Origin of the sequence: Variovorax sp. W1I1 (assembly GCF_030815625.1) — a bacterium.
GTDB classification, from domain to species: domain Bacteria; phylum Pseudomonadota; class Gammaproteobacteria; order Burkholderiales; family Burkholderiaceae_C; genus Variovorax; species Variovorax paradoxus_C.
This window is the reverse complement of record NZ_JAUSWZ010000001.1, coordinates 4,829,269-4,849,419: the sequence shown is the minus strand read 5'-3', so window position 1 is coordinate 4,849,419 and position 20,151 is coordinate 4,829,269. Positions and strand designations below refer to the sequence as shown.

At 66.6% G+C, this 20,151-nt stretch carries 20 protein-coding genes; 3 read left to right on the top strand and 17 right to left on the bottom strand.

The features are described 5' to 3' along the window. Nucleotides 1-116 precede the first annotated feature (116 nt). The 13 genes from QFZ83_RS22780 to gspG form a co-directional block, all read right to left on the bottom strand. Nucleotides 117-1,016, bottom strand: coding sequence for a 5'-nucleotidase (locus tag QFZ83_RS22780; RefSeq protein WP_013539615.1), 900 nt, complete (start codon nt 1,014-1,016; stop codon nt 117-119). 13 nt (nt 1,017-1,029) lie between these two features. Continuing rightward, complete coding sequence (locus QFZ83_RS22775; protein WP_307510280.1) at nt 1,030-1,617, bottom strand: hypothetical protein; 588 nt, start codon at nt 1,615-1,617, stop codon at nt 1,030-1,032. 13 nt (nt 1,618-1,630) lie between these two features. Continuing rightward, on the bottom strand, nt 1,631-2,869 hold the full coding sequence (gene gspF, locus QFZ83_RS22770; protein ID WP_013539617.1) for a type II secretion system inner membrane protein GspF: 1,239 nt from the start codon (nt 2,867-2,869) through the stop codon (nt 1,631-1,633). A gap of 15 nt (nt 2,870-2,884) precedes the next feature. Continuing rightward, nucleotides 2,885-4,276: a GspE/PulE family protein gene (locus QFZ83_RS22765; RefSeq protein WP_307510279.1), complete on the bottom strand. Its 1,392-nt coding sequence runs from the start codon at nt 4,274-4,276 to the stop codon at nt 2,885-2,887. A 5-nt stretch (nt 4,277-4,281) separates the two neighbouring features. Next, nucleotides 4,282-6,594, bottom strand: coding sequence for a type II secretion system secretin GspD (gspD, locus tag QFZ83_RS22760; RefSeq protein WP_307510278.1), 2,313 nt, complete (start codon nt 6,592-6,594; stop codon nt 4,282-4,284). Between the two features lie 2 nt (nt 6,595-6,596). After that, entirely contained in the window at nt 6,597-7,406 is an 810-nt protein-coding gene (gene gspN, locus QFZ83_RS22755) for a type II secretion system protein N (RefSeq protein ID WP_307510277.1), read from the bottom strand. 14 nt (nt 7,407-7,420) lie between these two features. Further along, nucleotides 7,421-7,963, bottom strand: coding sequence for a type II secretion system protein GspM (gspM, locus tag QFZ83_RS22750; RefSeq protein WP_306880217.1), 543 nt, complete (start codon nt 7,961-7,963; stop codon nt 7,421-7,423). Beyond that, nucleotides 7,960-9,174, bottom strand: a complete 1,215-nt coding sequence (gene gspL / locus QFZ83_RS22745; RefSeq protein WP_307510276.1) for a type II secretion system protein GspL — start codon at nt 9,172-9,174, stop codon at nt 7,960-7,962. The genes gspM and gspL overlap by 4 nt, the downstream gene beginning before the upstream one ends. A gap of 127 nt (nt 9,175-9,301) precedes the next feature. Then, on the bottom strand, nt 9,302-10,306 hold the full coding sequence (gspK, locus tag QFZ83_RS22740; RefSeq protein WP_307510274.1) for a type II secretion system minor pseudopilin GspK: 1,005 nt from the start codon (nt 10,304-10,306) through the stop codon (nt 9,302-9,304). After that, the gene (locus QFZ83_RS22735; RefSeq protein ID WP_307510272.1) at nt 10,306-11,004 is read right to left on the bottom strand and encodes a type II secretion system protein J; all 699 of its coding nucleotides are present in this window, start codon (nt 11,002-11,004) and stop codon (nt 10,306-10,308) included. Before QFZ83_RS22735 ends, gspK begins: the two co-directional genes overlap by 1 nt. Further along, entirely contained in the window at nt 11,004-11,387 is a 384-nt protein-coding gene (gene gspI / locus QFZ83_RS22730; RefSeq protein WP_307510271.1) for a type II secretion system minor pseudopilin GspI, read from the bottom strand. Before gspI ends, QFZ83_RS22735 begins: the two co-directional genes overlap by 1 nt. Then, nucleotides 11,384-11,860, bottom strand: coding sequence for a prepilin-type N-terminal cleavage/methylation domain-containing protein (locus tag QFZ83_RS22725; protein ID WP_306880214.1), 477 nt, complete (start codon nt 11,858-11,860; stop codon nt 11,384-11,386). Before QFZ83_RS22725 ends, gspI begins: the two co-directional genes overlap by 4 nt. After that, entirely contained in the window at nt 11,835-12,275 is a 441-nt protein-coding gene (gspG, locus tag QFZ83_RS22720) for a type II secretion system major pseudopilin GspG (RefSeq protein ID WP_013539627.1), read from the bottom strand. The genes QFZ83_RS22725 and gspG overlap by 26 nt, the downstream gene beginning before the upstream one ends. A 49-nt stretch (nt 12,276-12,324) precedes the next feature. On the opposite strand from gspG, the gene QFZ83_RS22715 reads away from it, so the two are divergent. Further along, a complete protein-coding gene (locus QFZ83_RS22715; RefSeq protein ID WP_307510270.1) occupies nt 12,325-12,954 on the top strand; it encodes a type II secretion system protein N in 630 nt (209 codons plus the stop codon). Nucleotides 12,955-13,077: 123 nt separating this feature from the next. Here QFZ83_RS22715 and QFZ83_RS22710 read toward each other — a convergent pair whose 3' ends face one another. Continuing rightward, entirely contained in the window at nt 13,078-14,523 is a 1,446-nt protein-coding gene (locus QFZ83_RS22710; protein WP_307503597.1) for an IS1182 family transposase, read from the bottom strand. A gap of 126 nt (nt 14,524-14,649) precedes the next feature. Continuing rightward, on the bottom strand, nt 14,650-16,266 hold the full coding sequence (gene ilvA / locus QFZ83_RS22705) for a threonine ammonia-lyase, biosynthetic (RefSeq protein ID WP_307512799.1): 1,617 nt from the start codon (nt 16,264-16,266) through the stop codon (nt 14,650-14,652). A 50-nt stretch (nt 16,267-16,316) separates the two neighbouring features. On the opposite strand from ilvA, the gene QFZ83_RS22700 reads away from it, so the two are divergent. Beyond that, nucleotides 16,317-17,447: a hypothetical protein gene (locus tag QFZ83_RS22700; RefSeq protein ID WP_307510268.1), complete on the top strand. Its 1,131-nt coding sequence runs from the start codon at nt 16,317-16,319 to the stop codon at nt 17,445-17,447. 94 nt (nt 17,448-17,541) lie between these two features. Here QFZ83_RS22700 and QFZ83_RS22695 read toward each other — a convergent pair whose 3' ends face one another. Beyond that, entirely contained in the window at nt 17,542-18,765 is a 1,224-nt protein-coding gene (locus QFZ83_RS22695; RefSeq protein ID WP_307512797.1) for a porin, read from the bottom strand. Between the two features lie 269 nt (nt 18,766-19,034). Here QFZ83_RS22695 and QFZ83_RS22690 point away from each other — a divergent pair, with 269 nt between their 5' ends. Further along, nucleotides 19,035-19,484, top strand: coding sequence for an OsmC family protein (locus QFZ83_RS22690; protein ID WP_306880210.1), 450 nt, complete (start codon nt 19,035-19,037; stop codon nt 19,482-19,484). A gap of 14 nt (nt 19,485-19,498) precedes the next feature. Here QFZ83_RS22690 and coq7 read toward each other — a convergent pair whose 3' ends face one another. After that, complete coding sequence (coq7, locus tag QFZ83_RS22685) at nt 19,499-20,128, bottom strand: 2-polyprenyl-3-methyl-6-methoxy-1,4-benzoquinone monooxygenase (protein ID WP_307510266.1); 630 nt, start codon at nt 20,126-20,128, stop codon at nt 19,499-19,501. Between the last annotated feature and the right edge of the window lie 23 nt (nt 20,129-20,151).

The following is a 20,151-nucleotide window of genomic DNA, read 5'->3' as shown; positions in this document are numbered from 1 at the left end:
TGACGACGCACGAAGCAACGCTCAAGAAAGCGGGGAGCTTCGTTCTGGAGATGCCGCGGAACCGGCGTTGCCGGGCCGCAGGCGTCGCTCCCCTGCAAGGGGCCGACGCCTGAGGGTCAGCCTTCGTTGCTGATCCCACTCGACACATGCCCCGCAGGCACATGCCGCGAGGCCGCGTCGACGTGACCTGTCTGGTCGTCGAAGAAGAAATCGGGCTCGAACTCGCGCAGAAACTCGCCCTTGGGCAGGCCGCCGAGGAACATCGCTTCATCAACGCGGATATTCCAGTTCATCAGCGTGCGGATCGCGCGCTCGTGCGCCGGTGCGCTGCGCGCGGTAACCAGCGCGGTGCGAATGCGCATCTGCGCATTGCCCGCCATCTGCAGGCGATGCAGCGCGGCCAGCAGCGGCTTGAACGGGCCGCCGGGCAGCGGCAGTTCGGCCTTGCTGAGTTCATGGGCCTGGAAGGCATCGAGGCCCTCGGCCTGGAACACGCGCTCGGCCTCGTCGGAAAAGAGCACCGCGTCGCCGTCGAAGGCGATGCGCACTTCGTTCGGCCAGGCATCGCTCGCCTTCACCGATTCGACCAGCACGCGCGCGGCCGGAAAGCCCGCGACCAGTGCCTCGCGCACGTCCTGCGCATTGACCGAGAGGAAGAGGTGCGCGCGCAACGGGCGCAGATAACCGAAGGGCGGGCGGCCCTGCGTGAACACGCCGCGCTGCAGCTTGATGTCGGCGGCCGCGCTCGACTTGAAGATGCGCATGCCCGAGACCGGGTCGTTACGCGACAGGATCACCACCTCGACGCGCTGCACGCCGTCGTCGTTGAAGCGCAGCAACTTCCGGATCAGCGAGTACGCGATGCCGGGTGCGGCCGGCACGTCGAGCCGGTCGAGCTGCAGCTTCATGTAGCCCTCGTTGTCGCCGGCCTCGAAGATGCGGTTTTCTTCCTCGAGGTTGAAGAGCGCGCGCGAGGAAATCGCGACCACGAGTTTGTCTTCGAGAGTGACTGGCATGGTGGGAGGCAGTTCAGGTGGCGTCGTCAGGCGCGTCTTCGAGCGAGAAGTAGAGCGTATTCGACCAGTAGCCCAGGCCCAGGTCGCGCAGCGGCGCTTCGATGCTCTCCTGCGAGGGCGTGAAGACGCGGTCCCAGAAGCCCTTTTTCTTCGGGGCCAGATGAGCCAGGGCCGCCTCGACCTCCGCATCGATGTTCTGCACACCCTGCAGCAGACTCGCGGCCTGCGTTTCGAGCGGCGTGTCGTCCATGCCGAGAACCTCGGCGCACTCCAGAAAGATGTAGCCGTTGCGGTCGGCGTGGCGGTTCAGGAAGTCGAGCGCCTGGTTGCGCATCGGTCCGATGGCCGGGTGGTCGATGCGGGCCAGGAATTGTTCGAGCCGGTCGATGCCGGCACCGGCGCAGCCCACGAGCGCCGTGGGTTCGGGCATGGACCAGATCAGCGAGCGGCAGCGTTGCACATCGGCCGACACCAACAGCCGGTAGACCAGCGGGATGTTGTACTTGCACTCCGAGAGGCCCTTGAGCTGTTTCGGATCCTTCCCCGCGGTGTCCGCGCCCGGAACGAAGGGGCTTGCGAACAGGTAGCTCCGGTTGGCCATGGCGCAACTCCCGCTATTTGACGAACTGGTTCAGCTGGATGATCGGCAGCATCACGGCCAGCACGATCAGCATCACCACGCCGCCCATCGCCACGATGAGCAATGGCTCGAGGATGGTGGCCAGGTGCATCGCGCGGCGCTGCACTTCGGCGCCCAGCTGGTTGGCCGCGCGCTGCAGCATCAGCGGCAGGGTGCCGGTCTGCTCGCCCAGGCGCGCGAACATCGACACCAGGCCGGGAAAGCGCTTTTTCTGCGCGAGCGCCGAGGCCAGCGGCGCGCCTTCACGCACCAGCACCAGCGCATCGAGCGCGTCGGCGCGCATCGCGCGGTTGCTGAGCGTTTCGGCGGCCGCCTGCAGCGCACGCAGGATCGGCACACCGGCCGTCGCCAGCATCGCGAGCGTGCTCGCGAAGCGCGCCGCGTTGTAGCCGCGCGCAAGCTTGCCCACCAGCGGCAGCTTCAGCCAGGCCGCATCGAACTTGAGGCGGAAGGCCTCCTGCGCCAGCGCCACCCGCACGCCGATGGCGAAGAGCACGACACCGCCCAGCATCCACCAGCCATAGTTGCGCACGCCCGCGCTCAGCGAGAGCATCACGGTGGTGAGAAAAGGCAGCGAGCGCTTGGTGCCCGCGAACACCTGCGCCACCTGCGGCACTACGTAGCTCACGAGGAAGATCACGATCACGATCGCCACCAGCGTGACGATGGCCGGGTACAGCGCCGCGCCGACCAGCTTCTGCTGCAGCGCCTGGCGTTCTTCCAGGTCGTCGGCCAGGCGGTCGAGCACGAGGCCGAGGTTGCCGCTCTGCTCGCCGGCACCGATCACCGCGGTGTAGATGGGCGAGAACTCGCGCGAGTGCGCCGACAGCGCGCGCGCGAAGGGCGAGCCCGCGTTGACCTCGGCGCGCAGCGAGGCGACGAGGTTGCGCTGCGGTTCGGACTCGGCCTCGTCGGTGAGTGCCGTGAGCGCGCGTTCCAGCGGCAGGCCCGACGAGACGAGGCCCGCGAGCTGGCGCGTCCACACCGCAAGGCCGGTCGAATTGAAGACGCGCTTACCGCCGCCCAGCCAGCGCGAAAGACTGCTGCGCTGCCCGGTGCCGTTGATGTGGTCGCTGCCGACCGGCTTGACCGACAGCGGAATCAGCGCCTGCGCGCGCAGCAGGCTGCGTGCGCTGCGCGCGGTGTCGGCTTCCAGCACGCCTTCGCGCGACTGGCCGCTGGCGTCGATGGCTTCGAAGGAATAGGCGGGCATGGCGAGAGCGCGGCGCTAGTCGCGCGTGACGCGCAGCAACTCCGCGCGCGAGGTGATGCCGGCCTGCACCAGCCGTTCGCCGTCTTCGCGCATGAGCCGCAGACCGCCGCGCGCGCCGGCCTTGAGCAGTTCGCTCTCGGCTGCCTTGCTGTGGATGAGGCCCTGCACGGTTTCATCGGCCACCAGCAGTTCGAAGATGCCGGTGCGGCCCTGGTAGCCGGTTTGCCCGCAGACATCGCAACCCGCGCCCGCGCAGCTCGTGCAGACCTTGCGCACGAGGCGCTGCGCGAGCACGCCCAGGAGCGACGAGCTCAGGAGGAAGGGCTCCACGCCCATGTCGGTGAGACGCGTGACGGCGCTGACCGAGTCGTTGGTGTGCAGCGTCGCAAGCACCAAGTGGCCGGTGAGCGAAGCCTGGATGGCGATCTGGGCGGTCTCGAAATCGCGGATTTCGCCGATCATGATCACGTCCGGGTCTTGCCGCAGGATGGCGCGCAGGGCCTTGGCGAAAGTCAGCTCGATCTTGGCGTTGATCTGCGTCTGGCCCACGCCCGGCAGCTCGTACTCGATGGGGTCTTCCACCGTCATGATGTTGCTGCGACTCGCATCGAGCCGGGCCAGCGCGGCATACAGCGTGGTGGTCTTGCCCGAGCCGGTCGGCCCGGTCACCAGGATGATGCCGTGCGGCTGCGTGATGAGTTTTTCGAAGCGTTGCAGCGTGTCGCCCAGCATGCCCACCGATTCGAGCGTGAGCTTCGATTCGCTCTTGTCCAAGAGGCGCAGCACCGCGCGTTCGCCGTGCGCGCTCGGCAGCGTGGAGACGCGCACGTCGACCGCGCGCGTGCCGATGCGCAGGCTGATGCGCCCGTCCTGCGGCAGCCGCTTCTCGGAGATGTCGAGGTCGGCCATGATCTTCAGGCGCGAGATCAACGCGGCGTGCAGCGCGCGGTTGGGCTGCACCACTTCGCGCAGCGTGCCGTCGATGCGAAAGCGCACGGACGAGGTGCGCTCGTAGGGCTCGATGTGGATGTCGCTCGCGCCGTCGCGCGCGGCCTGCGTGAGCAGCGCGTTGAGCATGCGGATGATGGGCGCGTCGCCCGCGCTGGCCAGCAAGTCCTCAACCGCGGGGAGCTCCTGCATCATGCGCGAGAGATCGGCGTCGTTCTGCACTTCGCTCACGACCGCGGCGGCGCTCGATTCGCCCTGCGAATAGGCCGCGCTGATGCGCTGCGCGAGCGGTGCATCGGCCAGCACCTCGAAGGCCTGCACGCTGTACTTGCGCGCCACCTCGCCGACCGCGCTGCGCGCGGGGTGGTCCGACATCCACAGCGTGTAGCGGCCGTCGTCGGCCTCTTCGAGAAGGAGTTGCTGGCTGCGTGCGAACGCGTAGGGAAGCGGGTAACGCATGGACATCAAGGCATTTCGCGCGAGGAGACCGGGTCTGCGGTGGGGGGCAGGGCGCCGCGCAGGGGGCTCGGTGCGAGCTTGCGGGTGTCGGCCAAAGGCTGCGGCGGCGGAATCAGCTGCGTGCCCTCCATGCGGGTGCTGCCGTTGCCGCGGTTGTTCGAGCGCTGCAGCGCCGCTTCAGGCAGCACCGGGGCGGCGTTCACGCCGCGCAGCATCACGTTGTCGGTGTTGGGCTGCACCTGAAGCTGCTGGCCGCGGATCTCGTCGTAGCGGTCGTAGGCAAAGGCTTCGGTCGAGGCGCCATCGCGCATCACCGCCGGGCGCAGGAACATCATCAGGTTGCTCTTGTTGCGCGTGCGGTTCTCGTTCTTGAACAGGTTGCCCAGCACCGGGATGTCGCCGGCCAGCGGGATCTTCTCGATGTTGTTGTTGTAGGTGTCCGACAGCAGCCCGCCCAGCATCACCAGTCCGCCGTCTTCCACCAGCACGCTCGATTCGATCGAGCGCTTGTTGGTGGTCGGACCATTGGGGTTGGCCAGCGAGTTCTGGTCGACCGTCGAGGTCTCCTGAAAGATCGTCATGCGCACCGTGCCGTTCTCGTTGATGGTCGGGCGCACGCGCAGGGTGAGGCCCACGTCCTTGCGCTCCACGGTGGTGAACGGGTTCACGCCCACCGAGCCCGAGGTGCTCGCGTACGAGCCGGTGGGGAAGGGCACGTTCTGGCCAATGATGATCTTGGCCTCTTCGTTGTCCAGCGTCAGCAGGTTGGGCGTCGAGAGCACGTTGGCATCGCCATCGCTGTTGAAGAAGTTGGCGATGGCGCCCAGGATGTACTGGCCACCGATCTTGCCGGCAATGCCCAGGTTCAGCCCCGGCTGGATCGAGGCGGCCAGGCCCGCGGCGTTGCGGGTGGCCAAGGCCTGCGTCAGGGCCAGGATGTTGTTCCTGTTGAGGCTGGAGTTGGTGCCGATGACCGCGTTGTTGCCCAGCGCGCTCTGCCACTGCACGCCGAAGTTCGCCGCCTTGTTGGCGCTGACCTCGACGATCAGCGCTTCGATCATCACCTGCGCGCGCCGGCCGTCGAGCTTGTCGATGACGGCGCGCATCTGGCGGTACTGCGGCTCGGGCGCCGTGATGATCAGCGAGTTGGTCGATGGGTCGGCCTGGATCTGTCCGCCGGTGGAGGGTTGGTTCGCGTTGTTGAGCGGTGCGTTGGCGGCCGCCGAGCCGCCTTGGCCGTTGCTGCCGCCCATGCTGCTTTGGTTGTTCTGCTGGAAGCTGGCCTGCTGCGGCGCCGGGCTGCTGCCGCCGCCCGCGGCACCGGGCGTACCCGGCGTCGCCTGCTGGTTCGCCGCCATCGCAGCGCGCAGCGTGGCCGCAAGGCGCACCGCATCGGCGTTTTTCAGGTAGACCACGTAGATGTTGCCGGCCGCGCCGTTGCTGCTCTCCGCGGGCGGACGGTCGAGTTTTTCAACGAGCGTCCGGACCAGTTGCGCGCGCGCCGGATTGGCGGCACGCAGGATCAGCGAATTGCTGCGCGGATCGGCCAGCAGCGTGGTGCGGAACGACGCATCGACCGCGCCCGGCGCAGCACCCGGTGCAGCGCCCGAACCGCTGCCGTCGACCAGCCGCTGCACCAGCGGCAGCAGGTCGCTGGCCACCGAATGCTTGAGCTGGATGATCTCGATGTCCGACGCGTTGGGCACGTCGAGCGCCGCGATGATGCGCGCCAGCCGGCGCATGTTGTCGGCGTAGTCGGTGATCACGAGCGAGTTGTTGCCCGGGTTCACGTTGATGGTGTTGTTCGGCGGAATCAGCGGGCGCAGCACCGGCAGCAGGCTGTTGGGCGACTCGTAGTTGAGCCGGAAGATCTGCGTGACGATCTGGTTGCTGCCCGACGAAGCGGTGGCACCGATCGAGGTGTTCACGGTGCTGCTCTGCAGCTTGGCGTCGGCCTCGGGCACCACCTTGTAGAGGCCGTCGGCCTCCACCACCGCAAAGCCCTGCAGCCGCAGCGCCGAGGCGAACTGGTTGAAGGCGGCGGCCGGCTGGATGGCGCGGTCGGTCACCAGGTTCATCGTGCCCTTGACGCGCGGATCGACCACCACGTCGCGTCCGGTGACCACCGCCATGGTGCGGGCCACGGCCTCGATGTCGGCGTTGGAGAAGTTGAGCGTGATCGGCTCGCCGCGGCGCGGCGCATCGCCCTGCGCGAAGGCGGGCGGCAGCACCTGCAGGAAGGACGCCGCGATCAGCAGGCGCGCCGCGAGCGCGACGATGCCGAGGCGGGCGCCGGGCGTGGACAGTGGCTTCATCATGGTCAACCCAGGGTGATGATCGAACGCGCGTTGTCGCGCCGTCCGATGATGTTCAACAAATTGGAAAGAGCGTCTTCGCGGCCGGCCGCGGCACTGGCTTCGCCGTTGAAGCGGAAGGCGGTGCCGTTCCAGCTGCCGCTGCCGTTCAGTTGCAGGCTGCCTTCGCGCGTGCTCAGCAGGAGCGTGGGGCTGTTGCCGCCTTCGAGCGAGAGCCGGTAGCTGCCCATCGGCTTGAGGGTCGACAGGCTGGAAGAAACGTCGGTGGCGTCGAGCGTGGCCTGGCCCGCGATGCGCAGCACCGGGCCGTCCCACTGCAGCGAGAAGGCCTTGGTGGAGAGGTCGAGCGCGCCATCGAGCTTCAGCGTGTTCCACGGCGCGCCGAGGCCGGTGAGCATGGTGGCGGGCCAGCGCGAGCGACCGTCCTGCCAGTCGAGCAGCACGCCGTTGCCGCGCGGGCTGGCCTTGAGTTCGAGCGGACGCGGAGCGCAGCAGGGCAGGTCGAGCGAGGCGAAGATGCCGCTGAAGCTCGGGCGCAGGCGCCAGTGCAGGAGGCCGGGCAGCGAGACGGCCTGCGCGCTGCCGGTGCCGCTGGCGAACACCACGGCGGCTGCGCCGTTCCATACCGTGCCGCGCGGATTGACCAGCAGCAGCCGGCCCTGGCTCCAGTTCGACAGCGCCGAGGCGAGCCAGCGCGCGGGCGCGAACAGCACCACGGCCAGCACCGCGCCGATCAGGATGCCGAGGAGGGCCCAGCGCCAGCCGCGCCGCGGCTTGGGCTCGGAGAGTGCGGAAAGCGGGGAGCGCGTCGCCATGCCGGGCTGTCTGTTCACCGAGGGGCGGGCAACGCCATCACGACGGTGCCCTCCCAGCGGACCTGCGGAAGCTGCGGCGCGTCCTTGTCCTTGTTGCCGGGCGCCGGCGGGGTGGCGGGCGCGCGCGTCAGGTGCACTTCGCGCGGCACCGCATGGGCATTGCCGCGTGCCTGCGCGAGCCACTGGGCGACCGTGCTGGCGGGCGTGGCGCGCAGCGTGACGGTGGCGCCGTCGCCGCCTGCCGTCATGAGCTGCGCGTTGTTGACGCCCAGGCCCTCGCGCACCGAAGTTTCGAGCGAGCGCAGCGCCTCGTCGCGGGCGAGCCGGGGTTGCGACTGCAGCGCCTTCGCGCGGTTCTGCAAGGTGGCCATCTGCTGGAGTTGCGCATCGAGCTGCGCGTGTTCGGCCGGTGCCGCGGCCAGCGTGCGCAACGCGGGAGCGAGCGCAATCCACCAGAGCAAGGCCAGTGCCACGAGCGCGATGGCGCCGCCGACCATCTGGCGCTCGCGCATCGCGAGGGCGGCCCAGCGGGCCTTGAGTTGTTCGCTGAAGTTCATCGGGGAGTGGTCTCGGCCTGCACGAGCAGCAGATCGCCCTCGGTGCGCACGTTGTAGCCGCGCGGCGCCATCGCGCCGGTGATCTGCGAGACCTCCGACGGCTGCAGCCCGAGGCCGCGCAGGCGGAGTTGGCCGTTGGTGTAGTCCACGGCCGAAGGCGTGCGGCCGAGCGGGAGGTTGGTGGCGAGCGCGCCGACCATGGGTTCGAAATCGGTCGCGGCCACGTCGCCCACGGCCTGCTGCAGCGCCGCGACTTCGCGCGTCATCTGCAGTTGCGGGTCGATCACGATCTTCACCGAGGGAAAGGTCTGGGTGAGGATGGTCTTGGCGGCCTGGCGCTTGGACTCGAGCGCGCCGCGCTCCTTCCAGGCCCAGGCGTTGAGGCCGATCACTTGCGTCAGCAGCAGCACGACGACGCCCCAGCGCGCGGCGCGCCATTCGGGCGCATAGCGCAGCGTCTGCAGCACGGAGGCGAACTTCTTGCCGGCGCGCGCGCGGCCGGTTGCGGCGAGATCGAACTGCGCGAGCTCCCACGGCGTGCGCGCGGCGTTGAGCCAGCGCTGCAGCGCCTTCACGATCGGCACGCGGCGCTCCAGCAGCCGCTCGGCCGCTTCGGCGACCGCGGGCTCGGTGGTGATGACGGCGGTGTCGAGCGGCAGGCTGCCCGACAGCGCCAGCCCGGCGCCGGCCAGCGGCAGCGAGACCACGCCATCGGCATCGCAGACGGTGAGCTGCGGCGCTTCGGGTTCGCCGGTGATCTGCAGCAGCGGCGGACCGTCGGCGGCCTGCGGTGCGAATTCGGGGACGATGCGCACCACGCGGCGTCCGGCCGCTTCGAGCCCCTGCACGATGCTGCGAAGCCAGATGCGGTTGCATGCGGCCACCCACACGGGGGCGCCGGCCTTCGCGTCGGGCTCGAGCGCGAAGTGCAGGGCCTCGGGGTCGTCGAGCAGGTGTTCTTCGAGCAGGCCGTCGAGCACGGCGCGCAGCTTCGACGCGCTGCCCATGCTGCCCTTGGGCAGCGTGACGCGGTGCCACGACAGCGCCGCGGAAGGAATGCCGAGCGTGACTTCGCTGCCCGAGGGCAACAGCGCCAGCAGCGCACGGCCCTGGTCGCGCAATGCAATGCCGTCGTCGCCGGCCTGGGCCCAGTCGTACTCACCCGCGGCGTCGGCCGGGGGCAGTGGGGCAATGAGCAGCAGCGGGGTCATGGAGGTGGTCGGAAAAGCCGGTGATTGTAGGAGGGCGTCTGACAGTCAATTGCTATTATTTGAATAGCGTAGTTGACAGATGTGACGGGCGTTATAAGGCTTTTTGATCAATATATGTAAACGGCACTCAGGGTTTAGCCGGAGTCGTCGTTGCGCCGGCGCCGCGGGTGCGCCAGACGGTCGTCACGGTGACACCGTTGCGTTGCAGGAGCGAGTGCTCCTCGACCCAGGTGCGGTCCAGGCGCAGGCGCCCGTAGACCTCGAAGAACTGGGTGCCCACGCCGTGCTGGGTGGCGTTGAAGCGGGAACCCTCGCTGGGCAGCCCCTGATTGGCCTCGTCGATGGTCTTGAAGTAGGAGCGGGTGCGCTTCTCCACCAACTGGCGCGCGGTCGCGATTGGCAGGTTTTCCAGGCTGGCGCTGATGGCCTCGGCGCTCGCGGTGTTGAGGTTGAGCGTGGTGCGCACCGGCAGGATCGTCACGTAGGGCTCGATGGCCGCGGCGGTCGATGGCGAAAGCCCGAGCCACACCAGTTGCGACACCTCCTGCGGCATCAGGGGCGCATTGCCCGCATCGCCGCCGCCGGAGGCTTCGTCGGTGCCGGTGGACAGCGTCCTCACGAGCCCGGTCGTCATCTGGCTGAGCTCCGAGGCCGGCAGGCCCAGCAGGTTGAAGAGCCGGGTGAAGGTGGCCACGCTGGCCGGCACCGGCTTGCCTGCATCGACCAGCGACAGCACGTTGAGCTTGGACTGCGCATCGACGATGCGGCCCGAGAGAAAGGCGTCGGGCAGGCCGTCGAGGTTGTCGCTCGACACGTTCTTGTCGGCCGACAGGAAGCTGGTGAGCCGCGCTTCCTCGAGCGGCACCGCCCAGGGTTCGCCCAGGTGATCGGGGCCGCCGGCGCGGCCGTCCTCGGCGAGGATCAGCCGCGACCAGTCGAGCGCGCCGATCAGCACCCAGGCCGCCTGCACGCGCGCGCGCTCGGCGCCTTCGACTTCGGCTGCACGCCATTGCTGCCACAGCGCGGCAGCGGAGAAGGTGGCGACGAGCATCACCGTCAGCATCGCCGCGAGCAGCGCGGCGCCGGACTGGCGGCGCGCACGTCGCCCGAGTCCCGGAGTGCGCTGTGTCATCACTTCGCGCCCCCCACGATCGGCTTGACCCAATCGCGCGTGAGCGTGCCCGACAGCCCGTCGCCCGGCGGCAGGCTGATCACCAGGCGCACGCCGTCGGGCATGTTGACGATCGGGCCTGCGGGGTTGGCCGGGTTGGCTGGATTGACCGGCGGGGTGGGTGCCGTGGGCAGCGAACCCGCGGGCGTCCAGTTGTTGTCGCGGAAGTAGTAAAGCTGCCAGCCGCTGGCGGGCATCAGCACCACGTCGTTGTAGCCGCCTTGTGCGCCGCCGCCCTGCGCCCAGGAGGCCGCGAGGTTCCAGGCCTGCTGCCATTCGCCGCGCGTGGTGAAGGCCTGCGACTGCCAGCGCTGCCAGCGCGGGCCCTCGGCGCCCGGCCGCAGGGTCCAGGCCACCACCAGCATGGCGGGCGCCGTCGGATCGCTGCTGCGGCGCGTGAGCCGCAGCACGTTGCCGTCCCAGTCGATGGGGCGGGTCTGCGCGATCGAGGTCACCGCGTCGAGGTCGGCGCCCCACTGGGCGAGCGTGGCCTGCAGGGTCAGGATGGCGTCGGCGCGCTGCTGGTTCTGCGTGGTCGCGCGCGACATGCTGTCCAGCCCGCGCCAGCTCACGAGCGAGAGCAGCGCCATCACCGAGATGGCCACGAGCAGCTCGATCAGCGTGAAGCCGCGCGATGTCTTCTGCTTCGTCTTCGTCATCAGAAGCGGCCTATCACGGTCGAGATGCGCAGGATCGGCGAGTTGACCTCGTCGCGCACCTGCACGTCGACGCGCCGGAAGTTCGGGTTGAGCGTGGGCACCGTCGAGGTCGTCACGTTGAACGAGGCGCCTGCCTGCACGCAGATGGAGCCCGAGTCGCCCACGGCCGGCATCTGGCGCGAGAGGCGGGCCTTGGCGAGTTCGTTTTCGGCGCACAGGTCGGCCAGCACGAGGTCGGACTGGCGCTGCGCATTGCGCGTGAGCGACATCGTGGCCTGCGAGCCCGCGGCCAGCGCGAGCGCGACGATGCCCAGCGCGATCAGCACTTCGATCAGCGTGAAGCCGCTGCAGGCCCATGCCCTTTTTCCGCGCCGCAATCTCATGGCACGGGGAAGACGGTGAAGGGGCGCAGGCCGTCCGTTGCGATGCGCAGCGAGCGCGCAGGCGGGCCGGCGGAATAGAGCGTGATCTGCTGCGCCGCGATGATCGGATCGGGCCCGAGCTGCAGCGCCGGAACCAGCGTGCCGTTGCCCAGCGCGGCCTGGGCGGTGATGCCTTCGGCGACCCAGCCGCTCGGGATCGCATCGGCCGGAAGGCCATCGAAGACGAAGCTGCCTTCGACGGGGCGCCACCGCACGGCGACGCCGCTGGCCCGCGACTGGGCGCGGGCGGATTCGAGGAGCGCGGCGAGCCGGTCGGCTTCGCGGTCGAGCTTGGCGGCGTTGGTGTCGCGCATCGCAAAGCTCACGCTGGCGGTGGCGATCGCGATGATCGCGATCACGATGATCAGCTCGAGCAGCGTGAAGCCGCGCGCCGTGCTGGTCTTGCTGCTATTGCCAGCTGCCGATGTCGGCATTCTTGCCCTCGCCGCCGTTCTGACCATCGGCGCCGAACGAGAGCACGTCGATTTCGCCCTTGATGCCCGGATTCATGTACTGGTAGGGATGGCCCCACGGATCGTTGGGCAGCTTCTCGACGTAGGGCTTCCAGTTCGGGGCGGCCGGGCCGACGGTCGGGCGCGTCAGCAGCGACTGCAGGCCCTGCTCGGCGGTCGGGTAGCGCTGGTTGTCCAGGCGGTAGAGCTTGAGCGCCTGCATCAGGTTGTTGATGTCGGTGCGGGCGGCCGTCACGCGGGCGTCGTCGGCACGCTCGATCACGTTCGGCACGATCAGCGCGGCAAGCACGCCGATGATGACCAGCACCACCATCAGTTCGATCAGCGTGAAGCCGCGCTGGGCGGTCCGGGAAGCGGCACGAAGGAATTTGTTCATAGGTTGGGCGACATGATTCGGAAAGCGCGCTGCATGATAATCCGCGCCCATGACAAGTCCTTACTCCGCTGCCCGCTGGCATGCCCCACTTGCAACGACGGGGCTTTGGGCGCTGGCCGCTGGCGCCGCGGTGTTCTGGGCCTTGCGCCTCTCGTCGCCGGCCGATGCCGTGGCCGCCGCGGCCGCGATGCCCCGGCCTTCGGTCACGGCAGATGCCGAAGCGGTCGGGCGGTTGCTCGGCGTGGTCTCCGCGCAGGCCTCGGCGCCCGCGGCCCCTGAAGCGGCCAGCCGCTTCGCGCTGGTGGGCGTGGTGGCCGATCCGTCGAACCAAGGCGCTGCGCTGATCGCCATCGACGGCAAGCCGCCCAAGCCGTTCCGCGTCGGTTCTCGTGTCGGCGACAACTACGTGCTGCAGTCGGTGGGCGTGCGCGCGGCGACGCTCGGCGCGCAGGCCGACGGACCACCGGCCTTCACGTTGCAACTGCCGGTGCGCGCGCCGATCAGCGTGGGGCTGCCGCCTCCGCCGATTTCGGGCGTGTCGCCCATGCCGGCGCCGGCTCAGCCACCCGCGCAAAGGTCGGCCGGGATGTTGCCGTCCACCATGCCCGCTGTGGCGATGCCGCCCCCGACCGAGGCGACGCAACAGCCGCAAGGGCAGGCGCCAGTCGCCGCGCAATAGCGCGGCAGCGCCCATGAAAAAGCCGGCTTCGCAGGCTGTGTAAATAGTCTGCTGGCCGCTTGAGTCGAGATGCCCCGCGATAGCGGGGCATTTTTCATTGGGCGAGCAAATGCGCGAAGGGCCTCAGCCCCGCAGCGCCTGGTGCATCCAGGCGGCGCCCTTCATGTTGAACACCCGCTTGAGGTTGTAGGCCATCACTGCCAGGCTGAACTCGGCGCGCGCTCCGCTCGTGTGCCTCATCAGCAGCCGGGCATTGCCCAGAATCAGGTGCTTGATGCTGGCGAAGGGGTGTTCCACCGTCTGGCGCCTGAGCGCCATCATCCAGGGCTGCGCGGCCAATCTGCTCGCATTGGCCTGCAATGCCTCTTCGTACAGGTGGCGCGAGACGAAGCGCTGCTTGGCCGTGGTGCACTGGGCCTTGCGCTGGCAGTCGGCGCAGTCGCTTTGCTGCGCGGCATAGATCACCATCTTGTTTTTGCGCGAGAGCTGCTTGCGTTGGAGCAACTGGCCCGCCGGGCAGGTGAAGCTGTCGCTGGTTGCGTCGTAGACGAAGGCACTTGGCTGGTACAGGCTTCCATCGCCTTGGTTGTTCACCGAACGGTTGACCGCCACGTAACTGGTGATGCCTTGGGCCTGCAGCGCCGCGATCTGCTGCCCATTGGCATAGCCCGCGTCGGCCACCACCGTGCAGGGCTGCTCCAGGACCCTGCTGGCCGCCTCGGCCATGGGCTGCAACTGGCGCTGATCGCTCACCTCGCAGACCACCTCATGGGCCACGATCAGGTGGCTTTGCGTCTCCACCGCCGTTTGCAGGTTGTAGCCCGGCTGGCTGTTCAGACTGCGCATCGGACGTGCCTCGGGCTCGCCACGCACCACGGTGCTCGCGCCGCTGCGCATGAGCTGCTGCGCCTCGTTGGCAATGGCTCGGCCCTGGGCCTTCAGGCGCTTGAGGGCGGCGCGCACTTCATCTGGCGCGCCAGGGCCGCCGCCAGGCCCTTCGCCGCCTTGGTCATCGTCGCTGTCCTGGCTGTCCAGCAGCCGCAGGTAGGCGGCAATCTCCTGCGCGTTGCGCTGCGCCTGGGCCGCCAGCTCGCGCTGGCCCACCACCGCCTTGCGCGAGGCCGCCGCCTGCACCTTCGTGCCATCGATGGCCACCGTGCTGCCCCGGATCAGCCGGCTCTGGCGCGCGAACTGCACGAACGCCGCGCAGCTGGCCACCAAGGCAGCCGTGTTCTGGCGCCTGAACTCGGCGATCGTCTTGTGATCCGGTGCCAGGCGCCCCAGCAGCCACATGCACTCCACGTTGCGATGGCACTCGCGCTCCAGTGCCCGCGAGGAGCGGATCGCGCTCAGGTAGCCCCAGATGTACAGCCGCAGCAGATCGCCCGGGTCGTAGGGCGGTGTACCCAGGCGCTGCGTTTGCGCCTTGGCAAAGCCCAGTGCCTTCAAATCCAGCGCCTGCACCCAAGCGTCCACCACTCGAACCAACGCGTCCCGCCCCACCAGTTCATCGAGCATCAGAGGAAACAGCATTGCTTGCCCTCGGTGCTGCCCGTGTCGATGTCCCATTGGTCAGCCTCCAATGAAAAATGCCCCTCAGACAAACGCCTGAGGGGCATATCTCGCGGACTCAATGCAGACTATTTACACAGCCTGTTCGTGCCGGCTTTTTTCGTTGTTTGCGTAGACCGTGCCTCAGGCCTGCAGGAACAGCCGGTAGGCCGGATTGGCCGTTTCCTCGACGTAGGGGTAGCCCAGGTTTTCGAGGAACGCATCGAAGGCTGCGGCGTCGCCGCCCGGCACCTGCAGACCGACCAAGATGCGTCCGTAGTCGGCGCCCTGGTTGCGATAGTGGAAGAGGCTGATGTTCCAGTTCGGCCGCATCAGGCTCAGGAACTTGAGCAACGCGCCCGGCCGCTCGGGGAACACGAAGCGCAGCAGGCGCTCGTCGTGCGCGAGGCCGGTGCGCCCGCCGACGAGGTGCCGCAAATGCTCCTTGGCGAGCTCGTCGTGCGTGAGGTCGAGCGCGTCGAAACCGTGGTCGATGAAACTGCGTGCGATGGTGGCCGATTCGCCGCGCGTCGATGTCGTGAGGCCGACGAACACGTGCGCCTTGGCCGAGTCGCTGATGCGGTAGTTGAACTCGGTCACGTTGCGCAATGCGCCGCCGGCCGGCCCCGATTCCTCGGCATCGCTCGCAGGCAGTTCGCCGACCACTTCGCAGAAGCGGCGGAAGCTGCCGCGCTCCTCGGGAATCGTGACGGCGAAGAGTGCCTCGCGTTCTTCGCCGACCTCCGCGCGCTCGGCCACGAAGCGCAGCCGGTCGAAGTTCATGTTGGCGCCGCACAGGATGGCCGCGTAGGTTTCTCCCTGACGGCCGTGCCCGGCCACGTACTGCTTGATCGCCGCCACGGCCAGCGCGCCTGCGGGTTCGACGATGCTGCGCGTGTCGACGAAGACGTCCTTGATGGCGGCGCAAACGGCATCGGTATCGACGGCGATGTATTCGTCGACCAGTTCGCTGGCGATGCGGAAGGTTTCCTCGCCGACCAGCTTGACGGCCGTGCCGTCGGAGAACAGGCCCACGTCAGACAGGTTCACGCGCTGGTGGGCTGCGACCGATTGCATCATCGCGTCGGAGTCGTTCATCTGCACACCGATCACCTTGATCTCGGGACGCACGGCCTTGATGTAGTTGGCCACGCCGGAGATGAGGCCACCACCGCCGATCGCGACGAAGACCGCATCGAGCGGGCCTTGGTGCTGGCGCAGGATTTCCATTGCGATGGTGCCCTGGCCTGCAATGACGTCTGGGTCATCGAAGGGGTGGACGAAGGTCAGGTTTTGCTGCTTCTGCAATTCGAGCGCGTGCAGATAGGCATCGGAATAGCTGTCGCCGTGCAGGACGATTTCGCCGCCGAAACCGCGCACGGCGTCGATCTTCAATTTGGGCGTCGTCACCGGCATGACGATCACTGCGCGCGTGCCGAGCTTTCGCGCGCCGAGTGCAACGCCTTGCGCGTGATTGCCGGCCGAGGCGCAGATCACGCCGCTTGCCAATTGCTCGGCGCTCAAATGCGCCATCTTGTTGTACGCACCGCGCAGCTTGAAGCTGAACACCGGTTGCTGGTCTTCGCGCTTCAGTAGAACGGTGCTGCCAAGACGGTCGCTGAGTGCGCGCGCCTTCTCGAGCGCGGACTCGATGGCGACGTCGTAAACCCGGGCGTTGAGAATTTTTCTGAGATAGTCGGCGGGCGTCAATTGCGTTGGTACAGCTGCGATGCGCACAGTTTTTTCCAGGGGAGTTTTCATTTGATTACCAACGATGATAAGAGGCATCGGGATTGCTTGCGAGAAATGACATGGACACAAATGTCATAAACCTCTTCCACAGCGTGCCTGCAGCAAATGATTCTGGTTTTTTTGCGCGCACGTTTCCCGCGATTCAAACGCCCGCCAATCAAATTACTTTCGAACAAAATTTGTTATCAGTTCTTGTCAGTGACCTTTCGACTGGACTGATGCAGGCTGAAGCCGCGCGCGTTCAGCGAGGAGAAATCGGACGCGCCACATGGCAGGTAATGGGCAACAGATTGCGCGCGAACATCATTCCGTTGCTGGGCAACTTGCCAGTTCACGCGTTCACTACGTCGGACGCGCAGCGGTTGATCGATCGCCTTGGCGAGCAGGGTTTCACCAGCACCACCATCGCCCAGTACCTGGTGCTGTTGCGAAAGGTCGTTATGCATGGCGTGCACACCGGCGTGCTGCGCGAAGCTCCGCTGTTTCCCAAGGTGAAGGTGCGGAGCCAGCCGCGCGGGAGCTTCAGCGTTTCGGAGTACCGGGCGATCGTTGCTGCAGCGCGAAGCCTGCGCGGAAATTCGCATCCGGTGCTCAGCCGGTTGGGCGCCGGCGAGCGGTTCTGGATCGCACGCGAGCATCTGGCGATGCCGGACGAGCTGCCCTGGCTGATTCGCTGGATGGTGAACACCTTTGTTCGTCCGAGTGATATCAAGCTCATGAAGCACAAGCACATCGAGGTCGTGCGCGGCAAGCATGTCTATCTGCGAATGAACCTGCCGGAAAGCAAACGGCACAGCCAACCGATCGTTAGCTTGCGGCCGGCCGTGCGTGTTTATGAATGCTTGCTCGCAGAGCGTCGAGAACATGGTTTCGACGGAGCGGAAGACTATCTTTTCCTGCCTCATTTGAAGAATCGCGAGCACGCTCTTGCCGTGCTCAATTTCTTCTTCCATTGGGTTCTCGATGTGACGCGACTCGGGAAAGGGCCGCTGGGTCAATCGAGAACGCTGTATTGCTTGCGCCATACCGCAATCACGTTGCGGCTCTTGTATGGGCAAGGCATCGACATGCTGACCTTGGCGCGCAACGCGCGAACGAGCGTCAACATGATCGAACGTTTCTATGCATCCGTTTTGAGCGGAGAAATGAATGTGGGGCTGCTGCAAAGCAGGCGTGGCCGGGTGAGTTGAGAAAAGACAAAAAGCTGCCCAGCGTGGGCTGGGCAGCTTGAGGCTTTGCCGATTCGAACTGGCGTGAGCCAGCATGGGAATCAAGATCTACGAATCAGAACGCGTGACGGATACCGAAGTCGTAGCCGGTCGAGGTCTTCGGGGTACGACCATCGCGGGTGTCGAAGCCAGGCCCGCCAACGGTCAGACCAGCCTCGTTCTTGTTGCTCACGCGAGCGACCGTTGCGTACAGAGCCGTGCGCTTCGACAGGTTGTGCACGTAGCCGATGGCTAGTTTGTTGGCTTTCGGATCTGCTCGGTTGAGCTCGAACGGTTCGTTCAGGTCGAGCTTGACCGACGAGTACGAAGCGCGGATCAGCCCGGCACCGACCGGTACGGTCACGCCGAGCAGGTACCCGGTCAAGTCAACCGAATCCGAGTTGACGTCGCTGAAAATAAACCGTTGATTTTCGGAGTCCAGCTTGTTCTTGGCCTTCGAAAACTCACCGAAGAGCTTCACAGGACCGAAGTCGTACGAAGCGCCGAGGTTGAACGTGTTCACTTTGTTGGTGACGCCAGCATGGAAGTCATCGCCAACTGTGCTGCTGCCGTAAGCGACAGCAACGTCCAGAGGACCGTTTGCGTAGCCGAAACGACCACCGACGTAGCGACCTTGACGCTGGCTGTTCAACACATCAGGCGTAGCCGCGCCGGGGCTGAACTTGGTTTTTTCGGCGAAGCCGTACATCACCTGACCGTAGAAGCCGCCCAGGTTCGGCGGCAGGAAGTAGCCGATGGTGTTGCTGGCGCGGTCGTAATTGCTCTTAAGACCGTTGGCGAACGGCCCAGTCGTCGCTGCGGGCGTACCGAAGGCCCCGAAGCTGGTGCTGGCCGTCGTGATCAGGTTGGTCCCAACGCCGTTGGTGCCGAACGGATCGAACACGGTGTCGTTCCAGAAGGTCGGGGTGAAGTCACGGCCAAGGCGGATTTCGCCAAAACCACCCGACAGGCTCACGGTCGAACGACGATTGAACGTGGCAACACCTTGTTGGCCATCGTCGTTGCTGATCGGGGCTTCGAGCCAGAAGCTGGCTGCAAGGCCGCCGCCGAGATCTTCCGTGCCGCGAAAACCCAGTCGGCTGGAGTTGTAGCCGCCGCTCGCCAGTTGGCGGCTGCTGGTTTTGGCACTGCCCCTGTTCACGTAAAACGGGTCGGCGGGAGTCGCACCGTTCAGGTCACGCGAGGTGGACGAGTAGCCGCTGATCGACGCGTCGACCACACCGAAAAGCGTGACGGACGACTGAGCCGAGGCAACACCGGCAACAGCCAGGGCAGCCAGAGCAGTTGCCCTTTCGGAGCGAAAACTAGAGTGGGAATGCCGGTCGCGCCGGCCGATCGGGAAAGAAAAAAGCCCCGAGCTTTGCAGCTCGGGGCTAAATCCACCAATTGGAAGGGTGGAGGAGACAACTGTGGGCGCAAACGTATGCGCGATGAAATAAAGTATATCGACTGTTTGTTGCGTTGCAACAAGCGAGTGATGCTTTTCCCACACAAATCTGATGCCGACGTGCGTTTTTGCCGGGCATCCTGACTGGAATCCGAAGAATCATGGAATGCACAGTGAGTTGGACCGGCGACGCCGGAACGCGTTCGGCCATGGGCTTTGTCGCCGAGACTGGCAGCGGCCACGTCCTGATGATGGACGGCGCACCCGACGCGGCGAAGCCGGAGAACGGCGGCCAGAACCTTGCCGCGAGGCCGATGGAGACAGTGCTGGCTGGTACCGGCGGCTGCACCGCTTATGACGTGGTGCTGATATTGAAAAGAGGCCGCCATCGCGTCGAGCGTTGCAGCGTCAAGCTGACCAGCGAGCGCGCGAAAGAGGATCCCAAGGTCTTCACCAAGATCCATATGCATTTCACCGTGGCCGGCAAAGCGATCCCCGCCTCCGCAGTGAAACGTGCAATTGCGCTGAGCCACGAGACCTATTGCTCGGCCAGCATCATGCTGGCGAAGACGGCCGAGATCACTACCAGCTTCGATCTGATCGAAACCTGAGGCTGGGAGCGTTTCTAGATCCGATGCGCCACGGTGGTCATCACATGTGAGGCCAGGCGCATCAGGGCCTTGACCGGCGGCGGGAGTTCTGCGGCGCCGGCATCGACGGCCTGCGCTGCATGGCGCGCCTCGTCGGACTTCATTTGCTCGACCACGGCCCGGGAGGCACCGTCGGATAACGGGAGCCGGTCCAGATGGCTGTCAAGGTGGGCCTCCACCTGACGTTCGGTTTCGGCCACGAAGCCCAGGCTCCAAGGATCTCCCAGGCGGCCGGCAACGAGGCCAAGGCCGAAAGCTCCGGCATACCAGAGCGGATTCAACAGCGAAGGCCGATCACCCAACTCGTCCAGGCGCTGCCGTGTCCAAGCCAAGTGATCGGTCTCTTCGTGCGCAGCTTCTAGAAATTGAGCGCGCAGGCCTGGATCGCGCGCCACGGCGGCCTGGGCCGTGTAAAGCGCCTGTGCACAGACTTCCCCGACATGGTTGACGCGCATGAGCGCGCCGGCTTGGCGGCGCTCCTTCTCGTCCATCTCGCCAGCAGCCTGGGGTGGAGTGGGCGTGGCCCGCGTTGCATGAGGGCGGGCAAAAAGGGTGCGCAGCGCCGCATCTGTGGCGGCGAGAACAGGGTCAAGCGAGAGCGTCATTCGACTATTTGAACGCACCTAAA

Coding starts and splice junctions, on each gene's coding strand:
- gspI (WP_307510271.1), bottom strand. CDS start 11,387: ATGAGATTGCGGCGCGGAAAAAGGGCATGGGCCTGCAGCGGCTTCACG.
- gspF (WP_013539617.1), bottom strand. CDS start 2,869: ATGCCCGCCTATTCCTTCGAAGCCATCGACGCCAGCGGCCAGTCGCGC.
- gspL (WP_307510276.1), bottom strand. CDS start 9,174: ATGACCCCGCTGCTGCTCATTGCCCCACTGCCCCCGGCCGACGCCGCG.
- QFZ83_RS22735 (WP_307510272.1), bottom strand. CDS start 11,004: ATGACGAAGACGAAGCAGAAGACATCGCGCGGCTTCACGCTGATCGAG.
- QFZ83_RS22780 (WP_013539615.1), bottom strand. CDS start 1,016: ATGCCAGTCACTCTCGAAGACAAACTCGTGGTCGCGATTTCCTCGCGC.
- ilvA (WP_307512799.1), bottom strand. CDS start 16,266: ATGAAAACTCCCCTGGAAAAAACTGTGCGCATCGCAGCTGTACCAACG.
- QFZ83_RS22690 (WP_306880210.1), top strand. CDS start 19,035: ATGGAATGCACAGTGAGTTGGACCGGCGACGCCGGAACGCGTTCGGCC.
- coq7 (WP_307510266.1), bottom strand. CDS start 20,128: ATGACGCTCTCGCTTGACCCTGTTCTCGCCGCCACAGATGCGGCGCTG.
- gspK (WP_307510274.1), bottom strand. CDS start 10,306: ATGACACAGCGCACTCCGGGACTCGGGCGACGTGCGCGCCGCCAGTCC.
- QFZ83_RS22700 (WP_307510268.1), top strand. CDS start 16,317: ATGGACACAAATGTCATAAACCTCTTCCACAGCGTGCCTGCAGCAAAT.
- gspG (WP_013539627.1), bottom strand. CDS start 12,275: ATGAACAAATTCCTTCGTGCCGCTTCCCGGACCGCCCAGCGCGGCTTC.
- gspM (WP_306880217.1), bottom strand. CDS start 7,963: ATGAACTTCAGCGAACAACTCAAGGCCCGCTGGGCCGCCCTCGCGATG.
- QFZ83_RS22715 (WP_307510270.1), top strand. CDS start 12,325: ATGACAAGTCCTTACTCCGCTGCCCGCTGGCATGCCCCACTTGCAACG.
- gspD (WP_307510278.1), bottom strand. CDS start 6,594: ATGATGAAGCCACTGTCCACGCCCGGCGCCCGCCTCGGCATCGTCGCG.
- QFZ83_RS22775 (WP_307510280.1), bottom strand. CDS start 1,617: ATGGCCAACCGGAGCTACCTGTTCGCAAGCCCCTTCGTTCCGGGCGCG.
- QFZ83_RS22725 (WP_306880214.1), bottom strand. CDS start 11,860: ATGCCGACATCGGCAGCTGGCAATAGCAGCAAGACCAGCACGGCGCGC.
- QFZ83_RS22765 (WP_307510279.1), bottom strand. CDS start 4,276: ATGCGTTACCCGCTTCCCTACGCGTTCGCACGCAGCCAGCAACTCCTT.
- gspN (WP_307510277.1), bottom strand. CDS start 7,406: ATGGCGACGCGCTCCCCGCTTTCCGCACTCTCCGAGCCCAAGCCGCGG.
- QFZ83_RS22710 (WP_307503597.1), bottom strand. CDS start 14,523: ATGGGACATCGACACGGGCAGCACCGAGGGCAAGCAATGCTGTTTCCT.